The 22,780-nt window shown below is 54.1% G+C and carries 21 protein-coding genes and 1 pseudogene; 14 read left to right on the top strand and 8 right to left on the bottom strand.

What is annotated here, in order from left to right; all coding sequences use genetic code 11:
• Positions 1-38 precede the first annotated feature (38 nt).
• Positions 39-1,802: pseudogene (locus Q9J80_RS05290) on the top strand (tail fiber protein); the annotation flags it as partial.
• Positions 1,803-2,544: 742 nt separating this feature from the next.
• On the opposite strand, the gene Q9J80_RS05285 reads toward Q9J80_RS05290, so the two are convergent.
• Positions 2,545-2,847, bottom strand: coding sequence for a BrnA antitoxin family protein (locus tag Q9J80_RS05285; protein ID WP_301670016.1), 303 nt, complete (start codon positions 2,845-2,847; stop codon positions 2,545-2,547).
• Positions 2,819-3,106, bottom strand: a complete 288-nt coding sequence (locus tag Q9J80_RS05280; protein ID WP_301673373.1) for a BrnT family toxin — start codon at positions 3,104-3,106, stop codon at positions 2,819-2,821. The genes Q9J80_RS05285 and Q9J80_RS05280 overlap by 29 nt, the downstream gene beginning before the upstream one ends.
• Before the next feature lie 76 nt (positions 3,107-3,182).
• Between Q9J80_RS05280 and Q9J80_RS05275 the strand changes: the two genes are divergently transcribed.
• The 4 genes from Q9J80_RS05275 (at position 3,183) to Q9J80_RS05260 (ending at position 5,389) form a co-directional block, all read left to right on the top strand.
• Positions 3,183-3,785 (top strand): phage tail protein, encoded by a 603-nt coding sequence (locus Q9J80_RS05275; RefSeq protein WP_301670014.1) that lies wholly within the window; start codon positions 3,183-3,185, stop codon positions 3,783-3,785.
• The gene (locus Q9J80_RS05270; RefSeq protein ID WP_301673379.1) at positions 3,785-4,237 is read left to right on the top strand and encodes a hypothetical protein; all 453 of its coding nucleotides are present in this window, start codon (positions 3,785-3,787) and stop codon (positions 4,235-4,237) included. Before Q9J80_RS05275 ends, Q9J80_RS05270 begins: the two co-directional genes overlap by 1 nt.
• A complete protein-coding gene (locus Q9J80_RS05265) occupies positions 4,234-4,374 on the top strand; it encodes a hypothetical protein (protein WP_301669961.1) in 141 nt (46 codons plus the stop codon). Before Q9J80_RS05270 ends, Q9J80_RS05265 begins: the two co-directional genes overlap by 4 nt.
• 316 nt (positions 4,375-4,690) lie before the next feature.
• Positions 4,691-5,389, top strand: coding sequence for a DNA adenine methylase (locus Q9J80_RS05260; protein WP_304672793.1), 699 nt, complete (start codon positions 4,691-4,693; stop codon positions 5,387-5,389).
• A gap of 112 nt (positions 5,390-5,501) precedes the next feature.
• On the opposite strand, the gene mutY is transcribed toward Q9J80_RS05260, so the two are convergent.
• Positions 5,502-6,560: an A/G-specific adenine glycosylase gene (gene mutY / locus Q9J80_RS05255; RefSeq protein WP_304671574.1), complete on the bottom strand. Its 1,059-nt coding sequence runs from the start codon at positions 6,558-6,560 to the stop codon at positions 5,502-5,504.
• 161 nt (positions 6,561-6,721) lie between these two features.
• Here mutY and Q9J80_RS05250 point away from each other — a divergent pair, with 161 nt between their 5' ends.
• Positions 6,722-7,762 carry a zinc-dependent alcohol dehydrogenase family protein gene (locus Q9J80_RS05250; protein ID WP_301673371.1) on the top strand — a complete coding sequence of 347 codons (1,041 nt, stop codon included), beginning with the start codon at positions 6,722-6,724 and terminating at the stop codon, positions 7,760-7,762.
• A gap of 500 nt (positions 7,763-8,262) precedes the next feature.
• On the opposite strand, the gene Q9J80_RS05245 is transcribed toward Q9J80_RS05250, so the two are convergent.
• Together Q9J80_RS05245 and edd are read right to left on the bottom strand one after the other, a co-directional pair.
• Positions 8,263-8,901, bottom strand: a complete 639-nt coding sequence (locus Q9J80_RS05245) for a bifunctional 4-hydroxy-2-oxoglutarate aldolase/2-dehydro-3-deoxy-phosphogluconate aldolase (protein WP_003757978.1) — start codon at positions 8,899-8,901, stop codon at positions 8,263-8,265.
• A 195-nt stretch (positions 8,902-9,096) separates the two neighbouring features.
• Positions 9,097-10,932, bottom strand: coding sequence for a phosphogluconate dehydratase (gene edd / locus Q9J80_RS05240; RefSeq protein WP_304672787.1), 1,836 nt, complete (start codon positions 10,930-10,932; stop codon positions 9,097-9,099).
• Between the two features lie 413 nt (positions 10,933-11,345).
• Here edd and zwf point away from each other — a divergent pair, with 413 nt between their 5' ends.
• The 7 genes from zwf to Q9J80_RS05205 all read left to right on the top strand — a co-directional run bounded on the left by zwf (position 11,346) and on the right by Q9J80_RS05205 (position 18,700).
• Positions 11,346-12,791 (top strand): glucose-6-phosphate dehydrogenase, encoded by a 1,446-nt coding sequence (gene zwf / locus Q9J80_RS05235; RefSeq protein WP_301673368.1) that lies wholly within the window; start codon positions 11,346-11,348, stop codon positions 12,789-12,791.
• A gap of 175 nt (positions 12,792-12,966) precedes the next feature.
• The gene (pgl, locus tag Q9J80_RS05230; protein ID WP_301673367.1) at positions 12,967-13,662 is read left to right on the top strand and encodes a 6-phosphogluconolactonase; all 696 of its coding nucleotides are present in this window, start codon (positions 12,967-12,969) and stop codon (positions 13,660-13,662) included.
• Entirely contained in the window at positions 13,643-14,629 is a 987-nt protein-coding gene (locus tag Q9J80_RS05225; protein WP_301673366.1) for a glucokinase, read from the top strand. The genes pgl and Q9J80_RS05225 overlap by 20 nt, the downstream gene beginning before the upstream one ends.
• Positions 14,630-14,678: 49 nt before the next feature.
• Entirely contained in the window at positions 14,679-15,527 is an 849-nt protein-coding gene (gene hexR, locus Q9J80_RS05220; protein ID WP_002213148.1) for a DNA-binding transcriptional regulator HexR, read from the top strand.
• Between the two features lie 120 nt (positions 15,528-15,647).
• Complete coding sequence (pgi, locus tag Q9J80_RS05215; protein WP_107819296.1) at positions 15,648-17,297, top strand: glucose-6-phosphate isomerase; 1,650 nt, start codon at positions 15,648-15,650, stop codon at positions 17,295-17,297.
• Between the two features lie 13 nt (positions 17,298-17,310).
• On the top strand, positions 17,311-17,445 hold the full coding sequence (locus Q9J80_RS05210; protein ID WP_300905760.1) for a hypothetical protein: 135 nt from the start codon (positions 17,311-17,313) through the stop codon (positions 17,443-17,445).
• 52 nt (positions 17,446-17,497) lie between these two features.
• Positions 17,498-18,700: a DUF1311 domain-containing protein gene (locus tag Q9J80_RS05205; RefSeq protein ID WP_301673365.1), complete on the top strand. Its 1,203-nt coding sequence runs from the start codon at positions 17,498-17,500 to the stop codon at positions 18,698-18,700.
• Between the two features lie 181 nt (positions 18,701-18,881).
• On the opposite strand, the gene Q9J80_RS05200 is transcribed toward Q9J80_RS05205, so the two are convergent.
• The 3 genes from Q9J80_RS05200 to Q9J80_RS05190 all read right to left on the bottom strand — a co-directional run bounded on the left by Q9J80_RS05200 (position 18,882) and on the right by Q9J80_RS05190 (position 22,582).
• The gene (locus Q9J80_RS05200; protein ID WP_107819294.1) at positions 18,882-19,415 is read right to left on the bottom strand and encodes a C40 family peptidase; all 534 of its coding nucleotides are present in this window, start codon (positions 19,413-19,415) and stop codon (positions 18,882-18,884) included.
• A gap of 55 nt (positions 19,416-19,470) precedes the next feature.
• Positions 19,471-20,997, bottom strand: a complete 1,527-nt coding sequence (locus Q9J80_RS05195; protein ID WP_301673364.1) for a phospholipase D family protein — start codon at positions 20,995-20,997, stop codon at positions 19,471-19,473.
• A gap of 109 nt (positions 20,998-21,106) precedes the next feature.
• Complete coding sequence (locus Q9J80_RS05190; protein ID WP_301673363.1) at positions 21,107-22,582, bottom strand: MFS transporter; 1,476 nt, start codon at positions 22,580-22,582, stop codon at positions 21,107-21,109.
• Between Q9J80_RS05190 and Q9J80_RS05185 the strand changes: the two genes are divergently transcribed.
• A complete protein-coding gene (locus Q9J80_RS05185) occupies positions 22,555-22,743 on the top strand; it encodes a hypothetical protein (protein ID WP_301673380.1) in 189 nt (62 codons plus the stop codon). The two genes, Q9J80_RS05190 and Q9J80_RS05185, sit on opposite strands and share 28 nt — an antisense overlap.
• Positions 22,744-22,780 lie beyond the last annotated feature (37 nt).

Below are 22,780 nucleotides of genomic sequence, written 5' to 3'. Positions count from 1 at the left end.
ACCAAACCGAAGCCCTTCAGACGGCATCGGAAGGCAAAGTCTCCCTCTCCGGCGACCAAACCGTCAACGGACAAAAAACCTTTACCGCCCAAACCCAATTCAAAAGCGGCATCCATTTATCCGCCAACCCGACGCACTGGAACGGCGGCTACAAAGCCTACATCGGCGCGGATAACGACAACGCCCACATCGTCTTCGGCGACGACACCCTCCGCCTGCACAGCACGCAAAACCGCATTTCCTACAACAACTACGACATCTTCCACAAAGCCAACAAACCGAGTTTTGGCGAAGACATCGAAGGCAAACCGAACACCCTGTCCGGATACGGCATCGGCAATTTCAAAGTCGAAACATTCAGGGGCGACTTGAACACCCTCAAAACAGACGGCATCTATTCCCTGCCGACAGCAGTCGGCAGCTCGAACCTGCCCGTTGAAAACACCGCCTGCCATATCCAAGTCATCGCCGGTACGCAACCCGGCTGGTGCCGCCAGTTGGGTTATCCCGCCTACACGTCCGACGTGTACGAACGCCACCAGACCAGCAGCGCGAACGACAACTGGTCCGCATGGAAAAAACTCAATTCGGACGGCATCCCCGTCGGCGCGATCGTATCTTTTCCCAAAGCCGTACAAAACCCCGCCGGCTATCTCAAAGCCGACGGCGCGACCTTTGCGCAAAACACCTTCCCCGACCTCTACCGCGCCTTGGGCAACAGCAACCGCCTGCCCGATTTGAGCCGTACCGACATCGGCATCACCGCGTGGTTTCCGTCCGACCGAATCCCGACGGGCTGGCTCTCGTTTGACGACATCCGAGAGCGTGTAACCGAATCGGCGTATCCCGAACTTTATCGCCTGCTGGTTGCCCAATACGGCAGCATCCGAAACGTCCCGCAGGCGGAAGACCGCTTTATCCGCAACGCGGGCAACGGCTTGGCAGTCGGACAGGTGCAGGAAGACGCAATCCGCAACATCACCGGCAAAATCGACAGCGGCAACAGAAGCACCGAGCAACTCTTCGACACCGCCGTCCCCGAGGGCGCGTTCGGCATCGACAAAGCCCGCAAAAACTGGACATACGACGCAGGCGACGGCGGCAACGACCGCCCGTCCGCCCTCACATTCGACGCATCCCGCGTCGTCCCCACCGCCGACGAAAACCGCCCCAAAGCACTGGTTTTGAAACTGTGCATCAAAGCCGCCGACACCTTGGGCGAAGCCGTGTTCTGGATAAAGTCCCACGGCGAAACCGTCAACGCCGGCGCGCTGGACGCGGGCACGCTGGCGCAGGGTTTGCAAGACAAAGCCGACCGCGCCCACACCCACACCGCCGCCCAAATCCAAGGGCTGGACGAAAAAATCAGCGCCGCCGTTGCCGCGCAATTCACACGCCAAACCATCGGCGGCGTGGATATTGTCAGATTCCCCGACGGCACAATGATACAGACCGGCAGCTACAGGTTTACAAGAGGCGGCGGCCCCATAGAAAACGAAGTCGTCTTCCCCATCGCCTTTGCCGACGGCAACGTCCGCTGCTTCGTGTCCGAACGCCATTCGGGACGCGCCAACGGCGAAAGGCAATACAACTGGCTGTTTATCCGCGCCAAAAACCACGCCTCCGCCATCATCACCAACTGGTACGAAGGCAGTTGCGACTGGATGGCCATCGGCAAAGCCGGTACGGGAAACGCCGCCAGCCCCACCCCGACAGTCCCCGGAATACCTGAAATCGACGAAGAAACACGAAGGGAGATTGAAAGGACGTTGGCGGACATAAGGACGCGCGGCAGGCTGTAGTCGGGCTGTAGGGTGGGCTGTAGGGTGGGCTTCAGCCCGCCAATCCCGCCAATCCGCCAACCCCGCCGCCGACAGCGATGCCGTCTGAAACCCCGCCGCCGCCATTCCCGCCCCCCTTTCGTCATTCCCGCCCCCTTTCCGTCATTCCCGCGCAGGCGGGAATCCAGACCCACAACGTTAAGGTGGTTTATCGGAAGAAACCGAAACCGAACGTCCTAGATTCCCACCTGCGCGGGAATGACGGAAAGGTGGCGGGAATGACGAACAAAAGGGCTGGAATAACGAAAGCAGGAACAACGAGAGCAGGAATAACGAAAGGCGGGAACAAGCGCGCAAACCCCCGCCGACCCCTTCAGAGTACGAAGCCTGCCCGCAGGGTACGGCATTGCCGACCCGCCGACAATCGGCAAACGGGAATAACAAGGGAAGGCGCAAGCGGGAATCCGAAAGCCCGAAACCGCCGACCCCGTCATTCCCGCGAAAGCGGGAATCCAGAAACCCCGGTACGGCGGGAATCTGTCGGATAGGGCTGAAACCGAATGCCCTGGATTCCCGCCTTCGCGGGAATGACGAACAAAAGGGCTGGAATAACGAAAGCAAGGAACAACCGCGCAAACCCCCGCCGACCCCTTCAGAGTGCGAAGCCTGCCCGCAGGGTACGGCATCGGCAAAAAAAACTGCACGGCCGAAACCGCGCGGGAAAGGACAGTCGGGCGCGCCCGATAAGCAGCGGCCGTCCCCGTTATTTCAATTGGGCGACATATTGGCGCAAAACCTCGTTGATGCGCGTCTGCCAGCCCTTGCCGCCGTCGCGGAATTTTTCGACCACATCGGCGGACAGGCGTATGGTAACGAGTTGTTTCGGGGTTTTGCCTGTGTTTCGTTTTTGCATTACGCCCTTTTCTTCCAATTGTTTTTGATGGGAAAAAAGCACCTGTGCCAAGTCTTCGGGCAGGGTTTCGGCAATGGGGCGGGCAAGCGCAAAATCTTCGGCAGCAAGTTCCCGCACTTCGCCGTCAGCGTTTATTAAGGATTGACGTTGCATATTTTTTAACCTCTCTTTTATTCGCTTTGCGAAAACTGATGACACGGATACCGTCTTTTATCGGCGTAAAACAGACAATGTGCAGGCGTTGCGTATCGCCCAGATAAGCAGCGGCAACATAACGCGGTTCGGGGTAATCAAAGCGGACATCGGGCACAATAACGGCCGTTGTCCAGCGTATTTGCCCGACTAATTCAAAGGGCAAATTCCGCTCTTCGATATTGCGTTGATTTTTTTTGGAGTCAAATTCAATCTTCATTGCAGCTTACAGCGTATTTTGTCGTTACATTATAAGCGGCAAAAAATCAAAATGTAAATACAGAAAAGGAAAACCAATGACCATTTACTACAAAGACCGCGCCTTTTACGACGCGGACACCCCCGAACAAGCACCCGAGGGCGCGCGTCCCGTAAGCCCCGAACAACACGCCGCGCTGCTCGCCGCCCTCAATTCCGGCTGCATCGTGTCCGACGATCTGGCCGTTTCACCGCCGCGCCCGTCCGAATACCACGAATGGGACGGCGGCAGCTGGGTGCTGAAACCGACTGCCAAAAAGAAAATGCTGCAACAGGCGAAGTCTGAAAAACTGGCGGAAATCAATCGCGCCGCGCAATCCTATATCGACCGTGCGGCAGGCTTGGACAAAGTACCCGAATTTGAGGTGGCGACTTGGACAACGCAGGCATTTGAGGCGAAGGTATGGCATGCCGACCAGAATGCTGCAACGCCGACGCTTGACGCTATTGCCGCTTCTCGAGGCGTATCGCCCGCTGCTTTAAGGCAAAAAGCTTATGAAAAAACACTTAAATTCGAGCGGTTGACCGCGCATGTTGCAGGCTTGAGGCAGGCGGCGGAAGACAAAATCAACGCCGCGGCAAATCTTGATGAATTGGCTGATATATCGCTCGTCATCGACCTGAAAGCTGAGGCTGAATGATGGCGGAGGTTTATCTGGCACTTTACAAAGGAAAGGCGTGCGGAATACGTGCGAGGTTTGAGGATTGGCTGATACGTACTATAACCCGCAGTCAGTACAGTCACTGCGAAATCGCCGTGCGGCTCCCTACATACTGCGCCTCTTCTTATGCCTGTTATTCCGCCAGTGGGCGCGACGGCGGTGTACGTATGAAAGTGATGCCGCTGCCGTCTGACAAGTGGGATTTGATTCCGCTGCCGCCATCCGCGCACAGTTCGGTTGTCTGCCTATATGCTCAGACACGCGGTTGCCGTTACGACTGGATGGGAGCAGTTGGGACGGTATTCCGTCTGACTCAGAGCAAAAACCGCTGGTTCTGTAGCGAGTTTTGTGCGACGGTAATGGGAATAACCGAAGGTTGGCGGTTCTCGCCCGGGGATTTGGCGGCAATATTCCGAAGGGAGGCTGTATGACACCCTCTCAATTTTGTCAGACCCAAATCGACGAATGGATGAGGGTCGGCAGATACGCATCGGAAACCGGCGATATTGCCCTGTTCGAGCGAGTGGAAAAAGAAATTGCCAATTATCAAATGATACAGAGCAACTGATGGAAATAACATCAATAAAGGAGGATAAAAAATATTAAAGTGGGACGGCGACGTACCGGTGCGGGAACACCGGTACGCCAGCCAAGCAGAGAACCCTGCATTGACTTCTAGGCCGCCTTAGTCTCTAGAGACTCGGGCATCCTATCCAAAATTGGAGTGGGTGCAAATGCAAAACTGCCGCGAACTGCGCTGCAAAAACATCAATACCTTCAACTGATTAAAAATCGTCAAAATGCCGCCGGGCATCATATTAAACTTGTTTTTAAGCATCTTTTGAATGCCTTAATTTAGGAGTATATATATGATGTAAAAAACGCTGTTCCCCGAACATTCCTGTTATGTCGAACTGTTTACAGGTGGAGCGGCACTCTTTTTCCTTCGTCCGAAACCTGCCAAAGTAGGGGTACTTAACGATATCGACGGACAGCTTGTCAACCTCTACCGCGTCGTTCAGCATCATTTTGATGAGTTTGTCAGACAGTTCGAGTGGATGCCGATGAGCCGTGAAGTCTTCTCCCGACCGCAAAGCACCCCGCCGGATTGCATGACAGACATCCAACGTGCTGCACGGTTCTTCTACCTCCGGCACAATGCCTTCGGCGGCAAAACCGTCCAACAGCATTTCGGTACAGCAACTACATCTAAAGCATGGGACGCCTCTCAAGTCAAAGCAAAACTGACCGCTGCCAAAACCAGACTGAACGGTGTATTCGTTGAAAACGAACCGTGGGAACGGTGCTTTAAACGCTACGACCGTGAACATACCTTCTTCTACGCAGACCCACCGTATTGGCAAACAGCAGGATATGACCGTTCTTTTGATTGGATGCAATACGAACTATTGGCGAAATCGATGGCTGAGAGCAAAGGCAAAGTAATGATGTCCATTAATGACCATCCCGATATTAGAGAGTTATTCAAAGATTTCCGAACCACCCGCCTTGAGCTTATCTATTCCGTTGGTCGGGAAAAAACGCAAAAAACCAGCGGCGAACTGGTTATCTGCAACCGGTAAAACAAAAGCGACGGTTATCGTCGCTTTTATAAAAGTGCAAGGGAGTTGCAAATAATGCAATAAATTGCCAAAGTTTTTTCTCAGAAAATGCCGAGATTTTTCTTGATGTGCTTCATTCTCTATCTAATACAGCCCCAAACTTTTTACTGTTTAAATAAATTTCCAAAGGCTTAGGCAGGCCGTAATCTTTCAAATGCGTCGGCTTTATCCAAATGCCGTCTGAAGGGCTTTCAGACGGCATTTGCCCTTCAAACGGCGTAATCATCAGCAGCCGGTGCGTCAGGCGGTGGGTCAGGGCGGTCTGTTCGTCCATATCTGCCACGGTCAGGGAGAATTTGGCGGCAAAGTCGGAAAGCCCGTTCAAACTTTCAAAACACGGCACGCAATACAGTCCGCCCCAAATGCCTTTGGCGGGGCGTTTTTCCAGCAAGATTGCGCCGTCCCGGTTGCGGACAATCAGCCAGTAAAGCGGCAGGGTTTGCACTTCGGAGGCGGTTTTTTTGCGCGGCAGCTCGGCGGTGCGGTTTTGCTTTTTCGCTTCGCAGATGTCCGCCATCGGGCATTGGTGGCACAAGGGTTTTGTCCGTTTGCACACGGTTGCGCCCAAGTCCATCAAACCTTGCGTGTAGGCGGGCATATCGGCGTTTTCAGACGGCATCAGACTTTCGGCAAGCATCCAAAGCGAGTTTTCAAATTTTTTGTCCTGCGGATTGCCGTCGCGGGCGAACACGCGGCAGAGCACGCGTTTGACGTTGCCGTCCAAAATGGTTTCGCGGCGGTTGAAGGCAAAGGCAGAAATGGCGGCGGCGGTGCTTCTGCCTACGCCGCAGAGGGTTTCCAAGTCTTTGCGCTCCGACGGAAACGTGCCGCCGAACTGCCCGACGACTTGTTGCGCGGCTTTGTGCAGGTTGCGCGCGCGGCTGTAATAACCCAAGCCCGCCCACAGCGACAACACTTCGTCTTGCGGTGCGGCGGCAAGTGCCTGTACGGTCGGGAATTTTTCCAAGAAACGCGGATAGTAGTCCAACACGGTAGCGACTTGCGTTTGCTGGAGCATGATTTCGGAAAGCCAGACGCAATAAGGGTTTTTGACCTGCCAAGGCAGGTTGTGCCTGCCGTATTGTTTTTGCCAGCGGATGAGCTGTTCGGAGAAGGGGATGGGTGTGTTCATTAATATCAATCGGTTGGTTTATTTATATGGGAAACAGTATGTTACGGTATAACATTTAAAAATAATTCTTGTTGACTTATTTCGTGTACGGGTATATAAATCACATAAAGAGACTTTATTGCGGTATTGAAATTATCTATCAACAAGCAAGGAGTATCATTATGAAAGCAATGGTTTATCACGGCGCAAACGACATCCGTTTTGAAGAAAAACCCCGCCCGCAGATTATCGATCCGACCGATGCGGTGGTGAAAATCGTCAAAACCACGATTTGCGGTACCGACTTGGGTATTTGGAAAGGCAAAAACCCCGAAGTCGCCGACGGCCGTATCCTCGGTCATGAGGGCATCGGTATTGTAGAAGAAGTAGGCGAGGCTGTAAAAAACATCAAAGTCGGCGATAAAGTCATTATTTCATGCGTCAGCAAATGCTGCACTTGCGACAACTGCAAAATCCAACTTTATTCGCACTGCCGCAACGGCGGCTGGATTTTGGGCTATATGATTGACGGCACGCAGGCCGAATACGTCCGGACGCCTTATGCCGACAACAGCCTCGTGCCGCTGCCCGACAACGTCAACGAAGAAGTCGCCCTGCTGTTGAGCGACGCTTTGCCGACCGCCCACGAAATCGGCGTGCAATACGGCGATGTGAAACCTGGCGATACCGTGTTCATCGCCGGAGCCGGTCCTGTAGGTATGTCCGCCCTGTTGACCGCGCAACTGTACAGTCCTGCCGCCATCATCGTTTGCGATATGGACGAAAACCGTTTGAAACTGGCAAAAGAGTTGGGCGCGACCCATACCGTCAGCCCAGCTTCCGGTGATGTGGGCAAGCAAGTTGCCGCTATCGTCGGCGAAGACGGTGTGGACTGCGCGATTGAAGCGGTCGGTATCCCTGCGACTTGGAATATGTGCCAAGACATCGTGAAACCGGGCGGTCATATCGCCGTTGTCGGTGTACACGGTCAATCCGTTGATTTCAAACTGGAAAAACTTTGGATTAAAAACCTCGCCATTACAACCGGCCTGGTCAATGCCAACACCACCGAAATGCTGATGAAAGCTATTTCCAGCAGTTCAGTGGATTACACCAAAATGCTGACCCACCGTTTCAAATTCAGCGAATTGGAAAAAGCCTACGACGTGTTCAAACACGCCGCCGAAAACCAAGCGATGAAAGTGGTTTTGGAAGCGGATTAATCGGCGTTGAATCAGTTGTTTTTTAACCGGATGCCGTCTGAACGTGTTTCAGACGGCATTTTTCAGCCGTGTAAAACGGGCTGTTCCTGATCAATCAGGTATTTAAGGGGGATTAATGGGGTATTTTGGTGGGAACGGCGGTTATTTGAAACGAAAATATCCGAAAAACCTGTGGTTGGATGTCGGCTGTTTGAAGAAAAGGAATTTTGCAAAGGTCTCTAAGCGTTTTTTAACGACGGCTAATTTGTTAGTTTCAGCCGTTCATCACGGTATTTTACCGATAGGGAGATTTCTCTAACTAATTGATAAGTATATTATAATTATTTTTTTGTTATATGTTTCCGCACATCGCGCGTCCTTCGCATTATGCGGGAGATGGATGGGCATTTTAGGGGACGGTGTGCCGAGGAAGTGCTGCCGTGTATGCCGACTGCGCCGCCAGGCGGCAAAATGCCGTCTGAAACAGGAAAGGGCTTCAGACGGCATTTTTACGATGCGGTTCAGGCTTTGGGTTTCAATGCCGCCGCTTCTTTGGCGAGGCGGGTGATGGTGTCCCAGTCTTTGTTTTTCACGGCTTCTTTCGGCGTCAGCCATGAGCCGCCGACGCACAGGACGTTGGGCAATGCCAAGTAATCGGGCGCGGTGGCGAGACTGATGCCGCCGGTCGGGCAGAAGCGCACGTCGGCGTAAGGGCCGTACAGGGCTTTGAGCATGGCTTTGCCGCCAACGACTTCGGCAGGGAAGAGTTTGAGGGTGTCGATGCCGTGTTCCAAAGCCAGTTGGACTTCGCCCGGGGTGGCAACGCCGGGAATCAGGGGGATGCCGCTGTTGTGGCTGGCTTTGGCGAGGGATTCGTGCAGACCCGGGCTGATGGCGAAAACCGCGCCTGCGTCTTCGACGGCTTTGAGTTGTTCAGGGTTGGTAACCGTACCTGCGCCGACGATGGCGTTGGGCACTTCTTTGGCAATCAGGCGGATGGCATCGAGTCCGACGGGGGTACGCAGGGTGATTTCGAGGGTGGGGATGCCGCCTTCGACAAGGGCGTGGGACAAATCGACGGCGGTGCTTAAGTCGTCAATCGCCATCACAGGCACAACTGCGCCGGCGGTCAGGATTTCGCGTGGGGTCAGTTTGGACATTTCAGTTCTCCAAGTGGGATAGGGGCATTTTTGTTGAGGTCAAACGGGAAGGGGCTAAGTTTTCAGACGGCCTTTTTGTAAAATGGGAGACGTTGCTTATTCGCGGGCAAAGCCCACGCTGCGTCTGATCCGTTTAAACAGCTTCAATAATTTTTCAGACGACCTTCTATTCACGAAGGCCGTCTGAAACGGACATCAGGCAAATTCGCCGCCGAAGCTCATGGCACCGGTTTCTGCGCTGCTGGTCATGCTGCGGAAGTTGGCGAAGAGTTCGCGGCCGCAGCCTTGTTGGTTCGCGCTCAAGTCGATGTGTTCGACTTCGCGGGCGTTCCATTCGGCTTCGTCAATTAGGACATTGAGTTCGCCGGTAACGGAGTCGAAGCGGATCAGGTCGCCGGTACGGATTTTGGCGATGTTGCCGCCCATCAGGGCTTCGGGCGTCATGTGGATGGACGCAGGCACTTTGCCGGACGCGCCGGACATACGACCGTCGGTCAGCAGCGCCACTTTGAAGCCGCGGTCTTGCAGGATGCCCAAAGGCGGGGTCAGTTTGTGCAACTCGGGCATACCGTTGGCACGCGGGCCTTGGTAGCGGACGACGCAGACGAAATCGCGTTCCAATTCGCCGCGTTCAAATGCGGCCAACACTTCGCGTTGGTCGTTGAACACGATGGCGGGCGCTTCGATAATACGGCAGCCTTCGCGCACGGCGGACACTTTAATCACGCCGCGACCGATGTTGCCCTTCATCAGGCGCAGACCGCCGTCTGGGGAGAATGGGTTGTCGGCTTTGCGCAGGATGTCGTCGTTGCCGCTGGTTTCAGGGGCTTCGCGCCATTCAAGTTTGCCGTTGATGAGGAAAGGCTCTTTGGTGTAGTGGCGCATACCGTGTCCGACGACGGTATCGACATCGTCGTGCAACAGGCCTGCGTCCAGCAATTCGCGGATAACGAAAGGCAGGCCGCCGGCAGCGGTAAAGTGGTTCACGTCGGCCTTGCCGTTGGGGTACACACGGATGAGCAGCGGGATGATGGAAGAAATTTCGTCGAAGTCGTCCCAGTTCAAAATTACGCCTGCGGCACGCGCCATGGCGACGAGGTGCATGGTGTGGTTGGTCGAGCCGCCGGTTGCCATCAAACCAATCAGGGCGTTGATGAAGGATTTTTCGGTCAACATTTCGCCCAAAGGTTTAATCGTGCCGTTTTTGATGCCGCGCGCGAGGTGTCCGGCAGCGTAGCGGGTCAGGGCTTCGCGCAGGTCGGTGTAAGGGTGGACGAAGGCGGCGGCAGGCAGGTGTACACCCATCATTTCCATCATCATTTGGTTGGAGTTGGCGGTGCCGTAGAAGGTACAAGTACCCGGGCTGTGGTAGGAACCCATTTCGCTTTCAAGCAGGGCATCACGGCCGACTTTGCCTTCGGCGAAAAGCTGGCGGGTGCGGGCTTTTTCTTTGTTGCCGATGCCGCTGGACATTGGGCCTGCCGGAACGAAGATGCCCGGAATATGGCCGAAAGACAACGCACCGATCATCAAACCCGGCACGATTTTGTCGCACACACCCATAAACAGGCCGCCGTCAAACATTTGGTGGGACAGCCCGACGGCGGTACTCATCGCAATCACGTCGCGGGAAAACAGCGACAATTCCATACCGGCGTAGCCTTGGGTAATACCGTCGCACATGGCGGGCGTACCGCCGGCGACTTGTGCGGTTGCGCCGTTTTTCTGCGCTTCGTCTTTGATTTGGTCAGGGAAGTCTTTAAACGGCTGGTGTGCGGAAACCATATCGTTGTAGGCGGTGATGATGCCTAAGTTGGGGACGGTGTCCTGAAGCATTTCGATTTTGATGCTTTTGGGCATAGAGGCGTAGCCGTGCGCCAAATTGCTGCAGCCAAGTTGGTTGCGCTCTAAGCGTCCCATCTGTTTGGCACTACGGATTTTCGCCAGATATTTTTCACGCGTCGGGCGGCTGCGCTCGATGATGCGTTCGGTAATCTCGGCGAGTTTAGGGTGAATAGGAGTAGTGTTCACGGTCGGTCTCCTGTCGGAACGGGGTGGTATTGGGGATTTGTTTGTGCGTTTCTGATTTTTGTATCGGGTATTCAGACGGGGAGTGTTTTAAAAGATATGCCGTCTGAAAGTGGGAAGCGGGTGCTATTATAGTACAAAATTTGTAATTTTGTTACAAAAAAATCAGGCATTGAAAAGAAATTTGATTTAAATCGCAGAATCTTCCGATTGTTGTAACGGAATAGGGGAAACCTGCCCGATTTTTGGACTAAGTCAAATAAATTGTAAAAATGGGAATAGACAAAAAGTGTAGCGGTGTGTAGTATTACTACTCATTATGCCGCCTGCCTTTGTTTCCGATATTGTGATGCAGCGTGATGGGAAAAGCAGGTTTCAGACGGCATCGAAAAATTCTTTCCTGACGAGATAATACGATGAGTACACAAACAAATTTTGATTTGGTGTTGTTCGGTGCGACCGGCGATTTGGCGATGCGCAAGCTGTTGCCCTGCCTGTATCAGGCGCACGTGGCCGGTCTGCTTCATCCCGAAGGGCGTATTTTGGGGGTCAGCCGCAGCGAGTTGGATACAGAAGGTTTTCTGGCGAAGGTGGAAACCAGTTCCAAAATCCATGTGAAAGAAAATTTTTCCGATGAGGCTTGGGCATCGTTTGTCGAACGTCTCGCATATCTCAAAGTCGATGTTACGCAGCCGGACGATTTTGCCGCTTTGGGCGATTTGGTCAAAGCGTGCAAAGAAACCGACAACGTCGTCATTTATCTGTCCACCGCGCCCAAATTCTTCGCGCAAGCCTGCGAGAACCTTGCTGCGATCGGTTTGAATGCCGACAATGTGCGCGTGGTTTTGGAAAAACCGCTGGGTACGGATTTGGCTTCTTCCCAACAAATCAATACCGATGTGGCGCGTTATTTCAAAGAAGGGCAAATTTACCGCATCGACCACTACCTTGGCAAAGAAAGCCTGCAAAACCTGCTGGCGCTGCGTTTTGCCAACGTGATGTTCGAGCCGCTGTGGAACAACAAATATATTGAAAGCGTGCAGCTGACCATTGCCGAACAGCTCGGTGTGGAAGAGCGCGGCGAGTTTTACGACATTACCGGCGCGTTGCGCGATATGGTGCAAAACCATTTGATGCAGATGCTGTGCATGACTGCGATGGAAGCCCCCGCCAGTTTGGATGCCGACGCGGTGCGCGACGAAAAAGTCAAAGTCATCAAGTCATTGAAGCCGCTGACCGTCGAATCTGTCAATGAAAACGTCGTGCGCGGACAATATACCGCCGCCAAAGGCATGAACGGTTATCTTGAGGAAATCAACGTTCCGCAAGACAGCTTTACCGAAACCTACGTCGCCATTAAAGCCGAAATCGAAAACGAACGCTGGAAGGGCGTTCCCTTTTACCTGCGTACAGGCAAGCGCATGGCGGGCAAAGTGGCGGAAATCGTTTTGAACTTCAAAGATTTGAACAGCCATATTTTTGAAGGCAGCCGCACCGCGCCCAACCGGCTCGTTATCGAGTTGCAACCGCATGAATCCGTGCGCCTCTATACGCAGATGAAAACCCCGGGTGCTGGCAATAAGGTCGAAACCGTGCCGCTGGCAACCGATTTGGGAAAAGCATTGGAAGGCCGCCGCGCGGAAGCTTACGAACGCCTGCTGTTGGATGTGATTAACGGCAAACTCGCTTTGTTCAACCGCCGCGACGAACTCGAAGCCGCTTGGGAATATGTGATGCCGATTTTGGAAAACTGGGCAGGCAATACCACGCCGCCGCACGGTTACGGCGCACACTCTTGGGGGCCCGAAGCCGCCCGCGAACTGTTGGCGCGCGACGGACACAAGTGGCACGAAGAGCAGTAATGCAATAATGCGTTCAGACGGCATGGGATTTGAAATGCCGTCTGAACGCAAGTAAAGCAGTAAAAAGCAGTCCCGATATTTGGTATCAAAAGCATAAACAACTGTTCGGCCGGCATATTGCTCAACCCGTTTCCATAACGGAATATGCTGTCTGAAATAAAAAAAGGACACAAATATGTTTGTTTGGCACGAATACGAAAATGCGGCAGAAGCGGCGCAGTCTTTGGCTGACGCAGTGGCGGATGCTTTGCAGGGCGCGCTGGATGAAAAAGGCAGTGCGGTGTTGGCAGTCTCCGGCGGACGTTCGCCGATTGCGTTTTTCAACGCCTTGTCGCAAAAAGATTTGGACTGGGGCAAAGTGGGCGTTACTTTGGTTGACGAGCGCGTCGTGCCGACAGACCACGCCGACAGCAATACCGGTCTGGTGCGCGAATACCTGTTGAAGAACAAAGCGGAAGCGGCAATGTGGATTCCTATGGTGGAAGACGGAAAAACTGAAACCGAATTACATCCCGATGCTGTTGCCGGTTATGCACTGAAACATTACAAGCAGCCCGATGTTTTGGTTTTGGGTATGGGCAACGACGGGCATACGGCTTCGATTTTCCCGAAAGCTCCGCAGTTTCAGACAGCAATCGACGGTTTGGCAGGTGTCGCGTTGGTACATACCACGCCCGTTACCGCGCCGCACGAACGCGTCAGTATGACCTTGGGCGCAATCGCCCGGACGCAAAATATCTTTTTGGCGATTCAGGGCGCGGAGAAAAAAGCCGTATTCGACCAAGCCGCACAAGGCGAAAACCGCGAATATCCGATCAGCTTCGTATTGAACCGCCAAGGAGTGAAATGCCATGTCTTCTACGCCGAATAAACAAGCCGGATATCCCCGACTGGTCGCCGACATCGGCGGTACGAATGCACGCTTTGCGCTGGAAACCGCGCCGTGCGTGATTGAGAAAGTCGCCGTCCTGCCGTGTAAGGAATACGACACGGTTACCGACGCGGTGCGCGCCTACCTGAAGCAAAGCGGTGCAACAGGCGTGCTGCACGCGGCATTTGCCATCGCCAACCCGATTTTAGGCGACTGGGTGCAGATGACCAACCACCACTGGGCATTCTCCATCGAAACCACCCGTCAGGCTTTGGGTTTTGAAACGTTGATTCTGTTGAACGACTTTACCGCGCAGGCATTGGCGGTAACGCAGACTTCAAGCAAAGACCTGATGCAGGTAGGCGGGCAAAAACCTGTCGAATTTGCCCCAAAAGCCGTTATCGGCCCCGGTACCGGCCTGGGCGTGAGCGGATTGGTGCACAGCCCCGCAGGCTGGGTGGCTTTGGCGGGCGAGGGCGGGCATACCAGTTTCCCGCCGTTTGACGATATGGAAGTGCTGATTTGGCAGTACGCCAAAAACAAATACGGCCATGTTTCCGCCGAACGCTTTTTGAGCGGCGCGGGCTTGAGCTTGGTTTACGAGGCTTTGGCTGCAAAACAGAAAGCGAAACCCGCCAAACTGATGCCGTCTGAAATCACGGAAAAGGCTTTGAGCGGCACGTCGCCTTTGTGCCGTCAGACTTTAGACATCTTCTGCGCCATGCTCGGCACGGTTGCTTCCAACCTCGCCCTGACGCTGGGCGCGCGCGGCGGCGTGTACCTGTGCGGCGGCATTATTCCCCGCGTGTTGGAATACTTCAAAACTTCCCCGTTCCGCAGCCGTTTCGAGAACAAGGGCAGGTTTGAAGCATATCTTGCCGCGATTCCCGTGTATGTCGTCTTGAGCGAGTTTCCCGGAATTTCCGGTGCGGCTGCGGCTCTCGACAACCATTTGAGAAACGTTTAACCACAGCGGCTCCTTGCAGCGGGGCTGCATTATCGAAGGGCATATCATTATGTTAAGCAAAATCAGCGAATCACTGGCAAACCTTTCCGGTGCGGAACGCAAAGTCGCCGAATGTGCATTGGCGGAACCCAAATGGTTCGTCCATGCCGCCGTTGCCGAAATTGCCGAACGTGCGTCCGTCAGCCAGCCGACCGTCATCCGATTCTGCCGCAGCCTCGGTTATAAAGGACTGCCCGAGTTCAAGCTCGCGTTGTCCGCCAGCATCGGTCATGAGGGTATGCCCTATGTCCACGAAGAACTCAACGCCGACGACGATATGGCAAGCGTGGTCGAGAAAGTATTGGGCAATGCCGCCGCCTCGCTGCTGGGCGAACGCCGCTTCCTGAAAGAGTCGGAGCTGGAAAACGCCATTGCCACACTGATGCACGCCCGCCGCGTCGAGTTTTACGGTGTCGGCAATTCCGGTATCGTCGCGCAGGACGCGCAGCACAAGTTTTTCCGTTTCGGAATGTCCACGGTCGCCTATGTCGATACGCACACGCAGCTGATGGCGGCATCCGTTTTGAGTGATCAGGATGTTTTGGTTGCCATTTCCAACACGGGTTCGTCTATCGAACTTTTGGATGCGGTCAGCATTGCCAAAGAAAACGGCGCGTCCGTCATCGCACTGACCCGCAACGATTCGCCTCTGGCGCAACTTGCCGACTGCGTGTTGAGCGTTGCCACACAGGAAAACGCCGAACTCTACACGCCCATGGTTTCCCGCCTCTTGCAGCTTGCCGTCATCGACATTCTCGCCATCGGACTTGCCCTGCGCTTGGGCGATGCTGCCAGCCTGCAATTGCAGAAAAGCAAAAAAAGCATACACAACAAGCACATCGATTACGACAAAGATTGACCTTCAGACGGCATCCCGCAAATGCCGTCTGAAATGCCGGACAACGGCCGTCGGCGGCTTGCGGCAGTTTCCGGCAGCCTCTGCATCCCACAACAAAAAACCTCATTCAGGAGCATACAGATGAAACACCTTCACGACTTACCCGCATGGTCGAAATTGTGGAACCACTTTGACGACAGCAAAACATTGCATATGCGCGAAATGTTCGAGCAAGACCCGCAGCGTGCGGAACGCTACTGGCTGCAGGTCGGCGGACTGACGCTGGACTACTCCAAAAACCGCATCAACGACGAAACCATGTCGCTTTTGTTCGAGCTTGCCCGCGAAGCAGGCGTGCCGGAGCGGATGCGGCAGATGTTCCACGGCGAAAAAATCAATACGACGGAAAACCGCGCCGTCCTCCACGTCGCCCTTCGCAACCGCACCAATTCGCCGATTGTGGTTGACGGTGAAGATGTTATGCCCAAAGTCAACCGCGTTTTGCAACGTATGGGCGAATTTGCACACGAAGTCCGCAGCGGAAGCTGGCTGGGCTATACCAACCAAGTGATTACCGACGTTGTCAACATCGGCATCGGCGGATCGGATTTGGGCCCGCTGATGATGTGTACCGCGCTCAAACCTTTCGGTCATCCGCGCCTCAATATGCACTTCGTCTCCAACGTGGACGGCTCGCAACTGCGCGACGTATTGTCCAAAGTCCACCCCGAAACCACGCTGTTCATCATCGCCTCCAAAACATTTACCACGCAGGAAACGCTGACCAACGCACTGACCGCGCGCGAATGGTTTTTGAATCATGCGGGCGACGAAGAAGCCGTTGCCAAACACTTCGCCGCCGTTTCCACCAATCAAAAAGCCGTCGCCGAATTCGGCATCGACACCGCCAATATGTTCGAATTTTGGGACTGGGTCGGCGGCCGGTACAGCCTGTGGTCCGCCATCGGCCTGCCCATCATGCTCTATTTGGGCGAAGAAAACTTTATCGAAATGCTCAACGGCGCGCACCTGATGGACCAACACTTCATCAACACCCCGCTCGAGCGCAACCTGCCCGTCATCCTCGCCCTCATCGGCATCTGGTACATCAACTACTACGGCGGCGGCAGCCACGTCATCGCGCCTTACGACCAACACCTCCACCGCCTGCCCAAATTCATCCAGCAGCTCGATATGGAAAGCAACGGCAAACAGGTTACGTTGGACGGCAAAGCAGTCGGACACGAAACCTCGCCGATTATCTGGGGCGAAACGGGCATCAACGGCCAGCACGCCTTCTTCCAACTGCTGCACCAAGGCACGCACATTACCCCCATCGACCTGATTGCCTCGCTTGAAAAACGCAGCAACCTGCCCGGACACCACGAAATCCTGCTTGCCAACGTCTTCGCCCAAGCAGAAGCCTTTATGCGCGGCAAAACCCCCGACGAAGTCCGCGCCGAACTCAAAGCGCAGGGTATGGATGAGGCGCGTATCGAAGAGCTGGTCCCGCACAAAACCTTCTCCGGCAACCGCCCGACCAACCTCATCCTGATGGATAAGGTCAACCCCCGCAATATGGGCAGCCTGATTGCCATGTACGAACACAAAACCTTCGTACAAGGCATCATTTGGGGCATCAACAGCTTCGACCAGTGGGGCGTGGAACTCGGCAAACAACTGGCTAAAACCATTTTGGGCGAACTGACCGGCGAAACCGTGCCGCAAAAGCACGACAGCTCGACCGAACGCTTGATCAACCTCTACCTGCAAACCAACCGCAAATCATAAACCCCGGGGCAAAATGCCGTCTGAAAGGTGTTCAGACGGCATTTTGCACGATACGGGTTTGAAAACGGGTCAAAGGCATCCCGCAATCCCGTATAATGCGCCGCACCATTTCAGACATTCACAGCCATACATCCCGCATCAGGCGTGAGCGGGAATATACGGGCAGACCGACAGTCCGTTTGGACGGAAAAGGAAATCCGATGAAAAAAAACTTACCCGCACTGGCATTGGCAAGTATGCTGATTTTGTCGGGCTGCGACCGTTTGGGAATAGGCAACCTGTTTTCCGAAAATGAAGTTTCCTGCGGAAGCGAAGAGGCTAAAGAGATTTTGGTCAAACTCGTCCGCGACAATGTCGAGGGTGAAACCGTCAAAACCTTTGACGACGACGCATTCAAAGACCAGGCATTTGCCGACATCGGCATAGCGCATATCCGCAGTATGGTCGAACGCTTGGGCATCAGCATCGATGAAGTGCGAACCACCGAAAAAACCGACACGTCCAGCAAACTCAAATGTGAAGCCACGTTGAAACTGGACGTGCCCGACGATGTTGTCGATTATGCCGTAGCCGCCAACCAATCCATAGGCAACAGCTATAAGAAAACGCCCGATTTTTTTGAACGTTACTACCGTAAAGAAGGTGCATATTACGTTAAAACCATTTCTTACAGCGTCCAGCCGACAGACGACAAAAGCAAAATCTTTGCCGAACTGAATCAGGCACACGATATTATCCATCCACTCAGCGAGCTGGTGTCTATGGCACTGATTAAAGAGCCGTTGGACAAAGCGAAACAAAGGAACGAAGAACTTGAAGCGGCAGAAGCCGCCGCGCAGGAAGCGAGGGAGGCAGAAGAAGCGGCGGCGCAGGAGGCATTGAGCCAAGAACAGGAGGCAGCCCGCGTATCAGAATGGGAGGAGCGCTACAAATTGTCGCGCGGCGAGTTTGAACAATTTTGGAAAGGTCTGCCGCAAACCGTCCAAAACAAGCTGCAAGCCTCACAGAAAACATGGAAAAGCGGGATGGATAAAATCTGTGCCAGCAAGGCAAAAGCCGAAAGTGAAACGCCAAACGGCATAAAAATCAGTGAACTGGCATGCAAAACGGCGGAAACCGAAGCACGCTTGGAAGAGCTGCACAACCGCAAGAAAGCAGTGATTGACGAAATTATCAGGGAAGCAGATAAAAAAGAAAGGACTGCCAAGGCGGCATTGGATGGTGCGGTTCAGGCATTGCCCGCCGATATTGCCGAAACCGTTATGCCCGAATACCGAAACTGGCAGAATGGTTTGAATGCCAAATGTGCCGACGGCGACGAATACGGCGTGGCACAATCCGACTGCCGTACCAGAGAAATCAATGCGAAAACCAAAGAAATCCAAGGGTATCTGATTAACTGACCTTCGATTTGAAGATGCCGTCTGAAATACTTTTGTGTTTCAGACGGCATTTTTTGTTGGGATGGCAATTTTGAACAGCGACCGTTTTTTGTCGGGTATAAATGCCCGACTTACGGCTGCGGGTTGAAACCGTAGGGCAGCATTGCCATGCTGCCGTTTGTTTTGTTGCGGTGTGTCGCCGCTATTCTGTAAAGAAAGTATGCGCTCCAAGGTAGTTTTTGGCGTAAAACGGTGTGGAGAGTTTTTCGGTTTTGATGGTTTTGCCGCTGCTTGGCGCGTGGATGAATTCGCCGTTGCCGATGTAGAGTCCGACGTGTGAGTAGCGGTGTGCGCCGCCGGTGTTGAAGAATACGAGGTCGCCGGCCTTGAGGCGGCTGTCGGGGATTTTGCGGCTTGCCGCCGCCATGTCTCGGGCGGTGCGCGGCAGTTTGACGTTGAGGGCGTTTTTGTAAACGAATTGGATCATCCCGCTGCAATCGAAGCCGGTTGCGGTGCTGCTGCCGCCCCATTTGTAGGGCGTGCCGATGAGTCCGAGGCTGTGGAGCATGAGTTCTTGAGAGCCTTGTGTGCGGTCGATGTGGCTGATGCGGACGGGTTGGATTTGCCGGACTGTCTGTTTGGGTTTCGGTTGGCGGTGTTTGCCGGAGGTCGTGCCGCATGAGGCGAGGAGCAGTGCGCTGAGACAGAGGAAAAGGGTTTTGTCGAGGGGAAACATGGTTTTTCCTTTGCGGGTTCGGATATGCCGTCTGAAGGTGTTTCAGACGGCATTTCTATAATAAACCTTCTATGGGCAGCAGGGATAGGATTTTTGCGGCGATGCGTTTCCAAAGTTTGGCTTCGGGTTCGTTCGGGTAGGTTTTTCGGGTGGCGGGATCGTGCCATTGCAGGCGGTTGTGCCTGTCGAGGGTAACGCGGTAGGCGTATTCGGGTGTGGTATCGGCAAGGGTGCGCTCCATCTGTTCTGCGATTTTGGGGCTTTCGATGACAACGCCCATTTCGGTATTGAGGCGTGCGGAACGGGGGTCGAGGTTGAATGAGCCGATGAAGATGCGTTTGCCGTCCACAATGAAGGTTTTGGCATGCAGGCTGGTTACGGAGCTGCCAGTCAGGCCTTTGTCTTTTGTGGCGGGGACGGCATGGTTGGGTTGCAGCTCGTAGAGTTTGATGCCGGCTTTGAGCAGCGGTTTTCGGTATTTGACGTAGCCGGAATGGACGGCGGCAACGTCGGTCGCCTGTAGCGAGTTGGTCAGGACGGTAACGTCTATGCCGTCCTGCACCAGTTTTGCCAGTGCGTCTGTGCCGGATTTTGTAGGGACGAAATAGGGTGAAACCAGATAGACGCTTTTTTCGGGTTGTTTGAGGGCGTTTTGCAGGCTATCGGCAATCGGCGGTTTGCGGCTGTCGCGGTCCAGCCCTTTGTCGGGATCGTCGCTGATTAGGCGGGTTTGGACGCTTTGCCAGTCAATCTGCCGGTTTTGTATTTTTTTGTAGAGTGGGGATTGTTCGATGGTTTCACGGTAACGGAGGAGTGCTTGTCTGGCGGTTTCATCGTCGTAGCCGAGTTCTTGAAGTCCATGCGGAATGTCTCCGCGACGGATGATATGCGTGGCATTGTAGGCGGAATGGCTTGCCCAGTAGCGGTCAAAATCGTATGAAACTTCGCTAACGACGCTGCCGGTAGCGAGGATGTCCAGGTCGGCAAAAACGGTATCGTTCCTGACTTTGAAATATTCGTCGCCGATATTGCGTCCGCCGAGTATGGTGGCGCGGTTGTCGGCGGTAAAGGATTTGTTGTGCATACGGTGGTTGAGGCGGGGGAAGTCAGTCAGGTAGCCGAGTGCGCGCCATTTGCGGAAGACGAAGGGGTTGAACAGGCGCACTTCGATATTGGGGTGGCTGTCGAGGGCGAGCAGGAGGTCGTCCAAGCCGCGCGTGTTGTTGTCGTCCAACAGCAGGCGTACGCGCACGCCGCGTTCTGCGGCAAGGTACATCAGGTTGAACAGCAGCCGACCGGAAATGTCGTTGCGCCAGATGTAGTATTGCAAATCGAGGCTGTGTTCGGCAGATTCGATAAGGGCGGCGCGGGCGGCAAAGGCTTCGTGGGGGTCGTCGAGCAGGTAAATGTTGGACAGGCGGCTGTCGGACGGGAAATGGCGGATGTGCAGGACTTTATCCAAACGGACGGGGGAAGCAGTGTCAAAATGGCGGCTTTCCGTGCGTTCGTCCAAGGGCGGCAGCCATGCGGCGCACGAGCAGAGCAGGAGGAACAACAAGGGAAGGAGGCTGCGTGTTTTCATAGGAAATCGGTTCAGACGGCATTGCCTGTGTTTTGGGGTTGGCGCGCATGGAAGTGCGGCATCATAATCCAAACGTTGAAACGGGTAAAAGTTTTGCGTGCGGACCGCTTTAGGACGGTGTGTTCCGTGTCAGGTTTGCGCCGTCTGAAACGTGCAGACGCTTGAAAACCAGCGATGATGCAAGGGTAATGCCGCCGATACTGAGCAGGGTCATACGGAAGGCGGAATGCATACCTGAAGAAGCCGGTATCAGAAATGTCCAGTTTTTAAGGATTAATGCGCCGGCAACAATGCCCATGCTGATGGCAAGCTGTTGGTTGACCGCCATCAGGCTGTTGCCGCTGCCGGTCTGTTGCGGGCGCAAATCGGCGAGGGTCAGTGTGTTCATGGCAGAAAACTGTAGGGAGTTGCACGCGCCGATCGCCAGCGAGAGGAAAATCCAAATCCACAGCGGCGCGTTTCCATCAGGCAGGGCGAGCAGCATGATGAAGGCGGCAAGCAGCTTGGTGTTCCAAAGTAGTACCGTGCGGTAGCCGAAACGTTTCATGAGCGGTGCAATCAGCGGTTTGACCAGCAGCGAAGACAGGGCGACGGGTGCGATCAGCCAACCCGACAGGCTTGCGCCGAAACCGAAAGCGACTTGAAACATCAGGGGCATCAGGAAGGGGATCGAACTGATGCCGATACGGCTGAACAGATTGCCCGCCAGCCCCAGACGGAAGGTGCGTATCAGAAACAGGTCGGCGGAATAAATCGGACGTGCCGCCGTTTTCATATGTTTGAAATAAGCGTATGCAGACAGCAACCCCGCACACAGCGCCGACAAGGTCAAAAACGGAGGCAGAGCGTGGGACATCCCCTCCATTGCCGACAGCAGCAGGCAGGCGGAGGCTGAAAAAATCAGATAACCCTTAAAATCCAAAGAAGTATCGCAGTCCTTAATATCGGGCATGATGTTGCGTCCCAATATGAAACCCAGCAGACCGATGGGCAGGTTGAGCAGGAAAATCCAGTGCCACGAAGCGTATTCGGCAAGATAGCCGCCCGCCACAGGCCCTAAAACCGGTCCGATTAATGCGGGCATAACCGCATAATTGATGGCGTTGAGCAGCTTCGATTTTTCATACGCGCGCAGGATGGTCAGGCGCGGAATCGGAACCAGCATCGAACCGCCGATGCCCTGAACGACACGGGAAAGCGTCAATTCAAACAGCGAACCCGATGCGGCGCACAATGCCGATCCGAGCATAAAAACGGCAATCGAACCGAAAAAGACTTTTTTCGTTCCGAACCTGTCCGCCAAATAACCGCTCAAAGGCATCAGCAGGGCAACAGTCAGCGTATAGGCAACGACTGCCAGTTGCATATCCAGAGGCGGTTCGTTCAGGTCGGCGGCAATTTCGGGCAGGGCGGTATTTAAAATGGTCGCATCCAACATCTGCATAAAAATGGCAATTGCCAGCAGAAGCGGCAGCCAAGGGGATGGTGCGCGGGCGGATAGGGTATTTTTTTCCATAGGGCGATTGTACCCCATTCTCACGCCGCGACCGCTTCCAAATGCCGTCTGAACGGCGGGAAGGCGCAAACCTTACACGTTTACAAATAAATGAAACGCCATTTTATTATAATGATTACTATTATCAAAATAGGCGAAACAAGGCAGGGCAAGCATCAGCTCGGGAAGCCGCAAGGAAAATCAGATTATTTTTTAAAATTACACTTGACCCGCAACAGTCAATTACTTAAAGTAGCCGCTTAACTTCCGACAGAAAAACGGGCATCC

This window comes from Neisseria blantyrii, assembly GCF_962747855.1.
Classification (GTDB): Bacteria; Pseudomonadota; Gammaproteobacteria; order Burkholderiales; family Neisseriaceae; genus Neisseria; species Neisseria viridiae.
The sequence above is the reverse complement of the archived record's forward strand: the minus strand, read 5'-3'. Positions and strand labels throughout refer to the sequence as shown.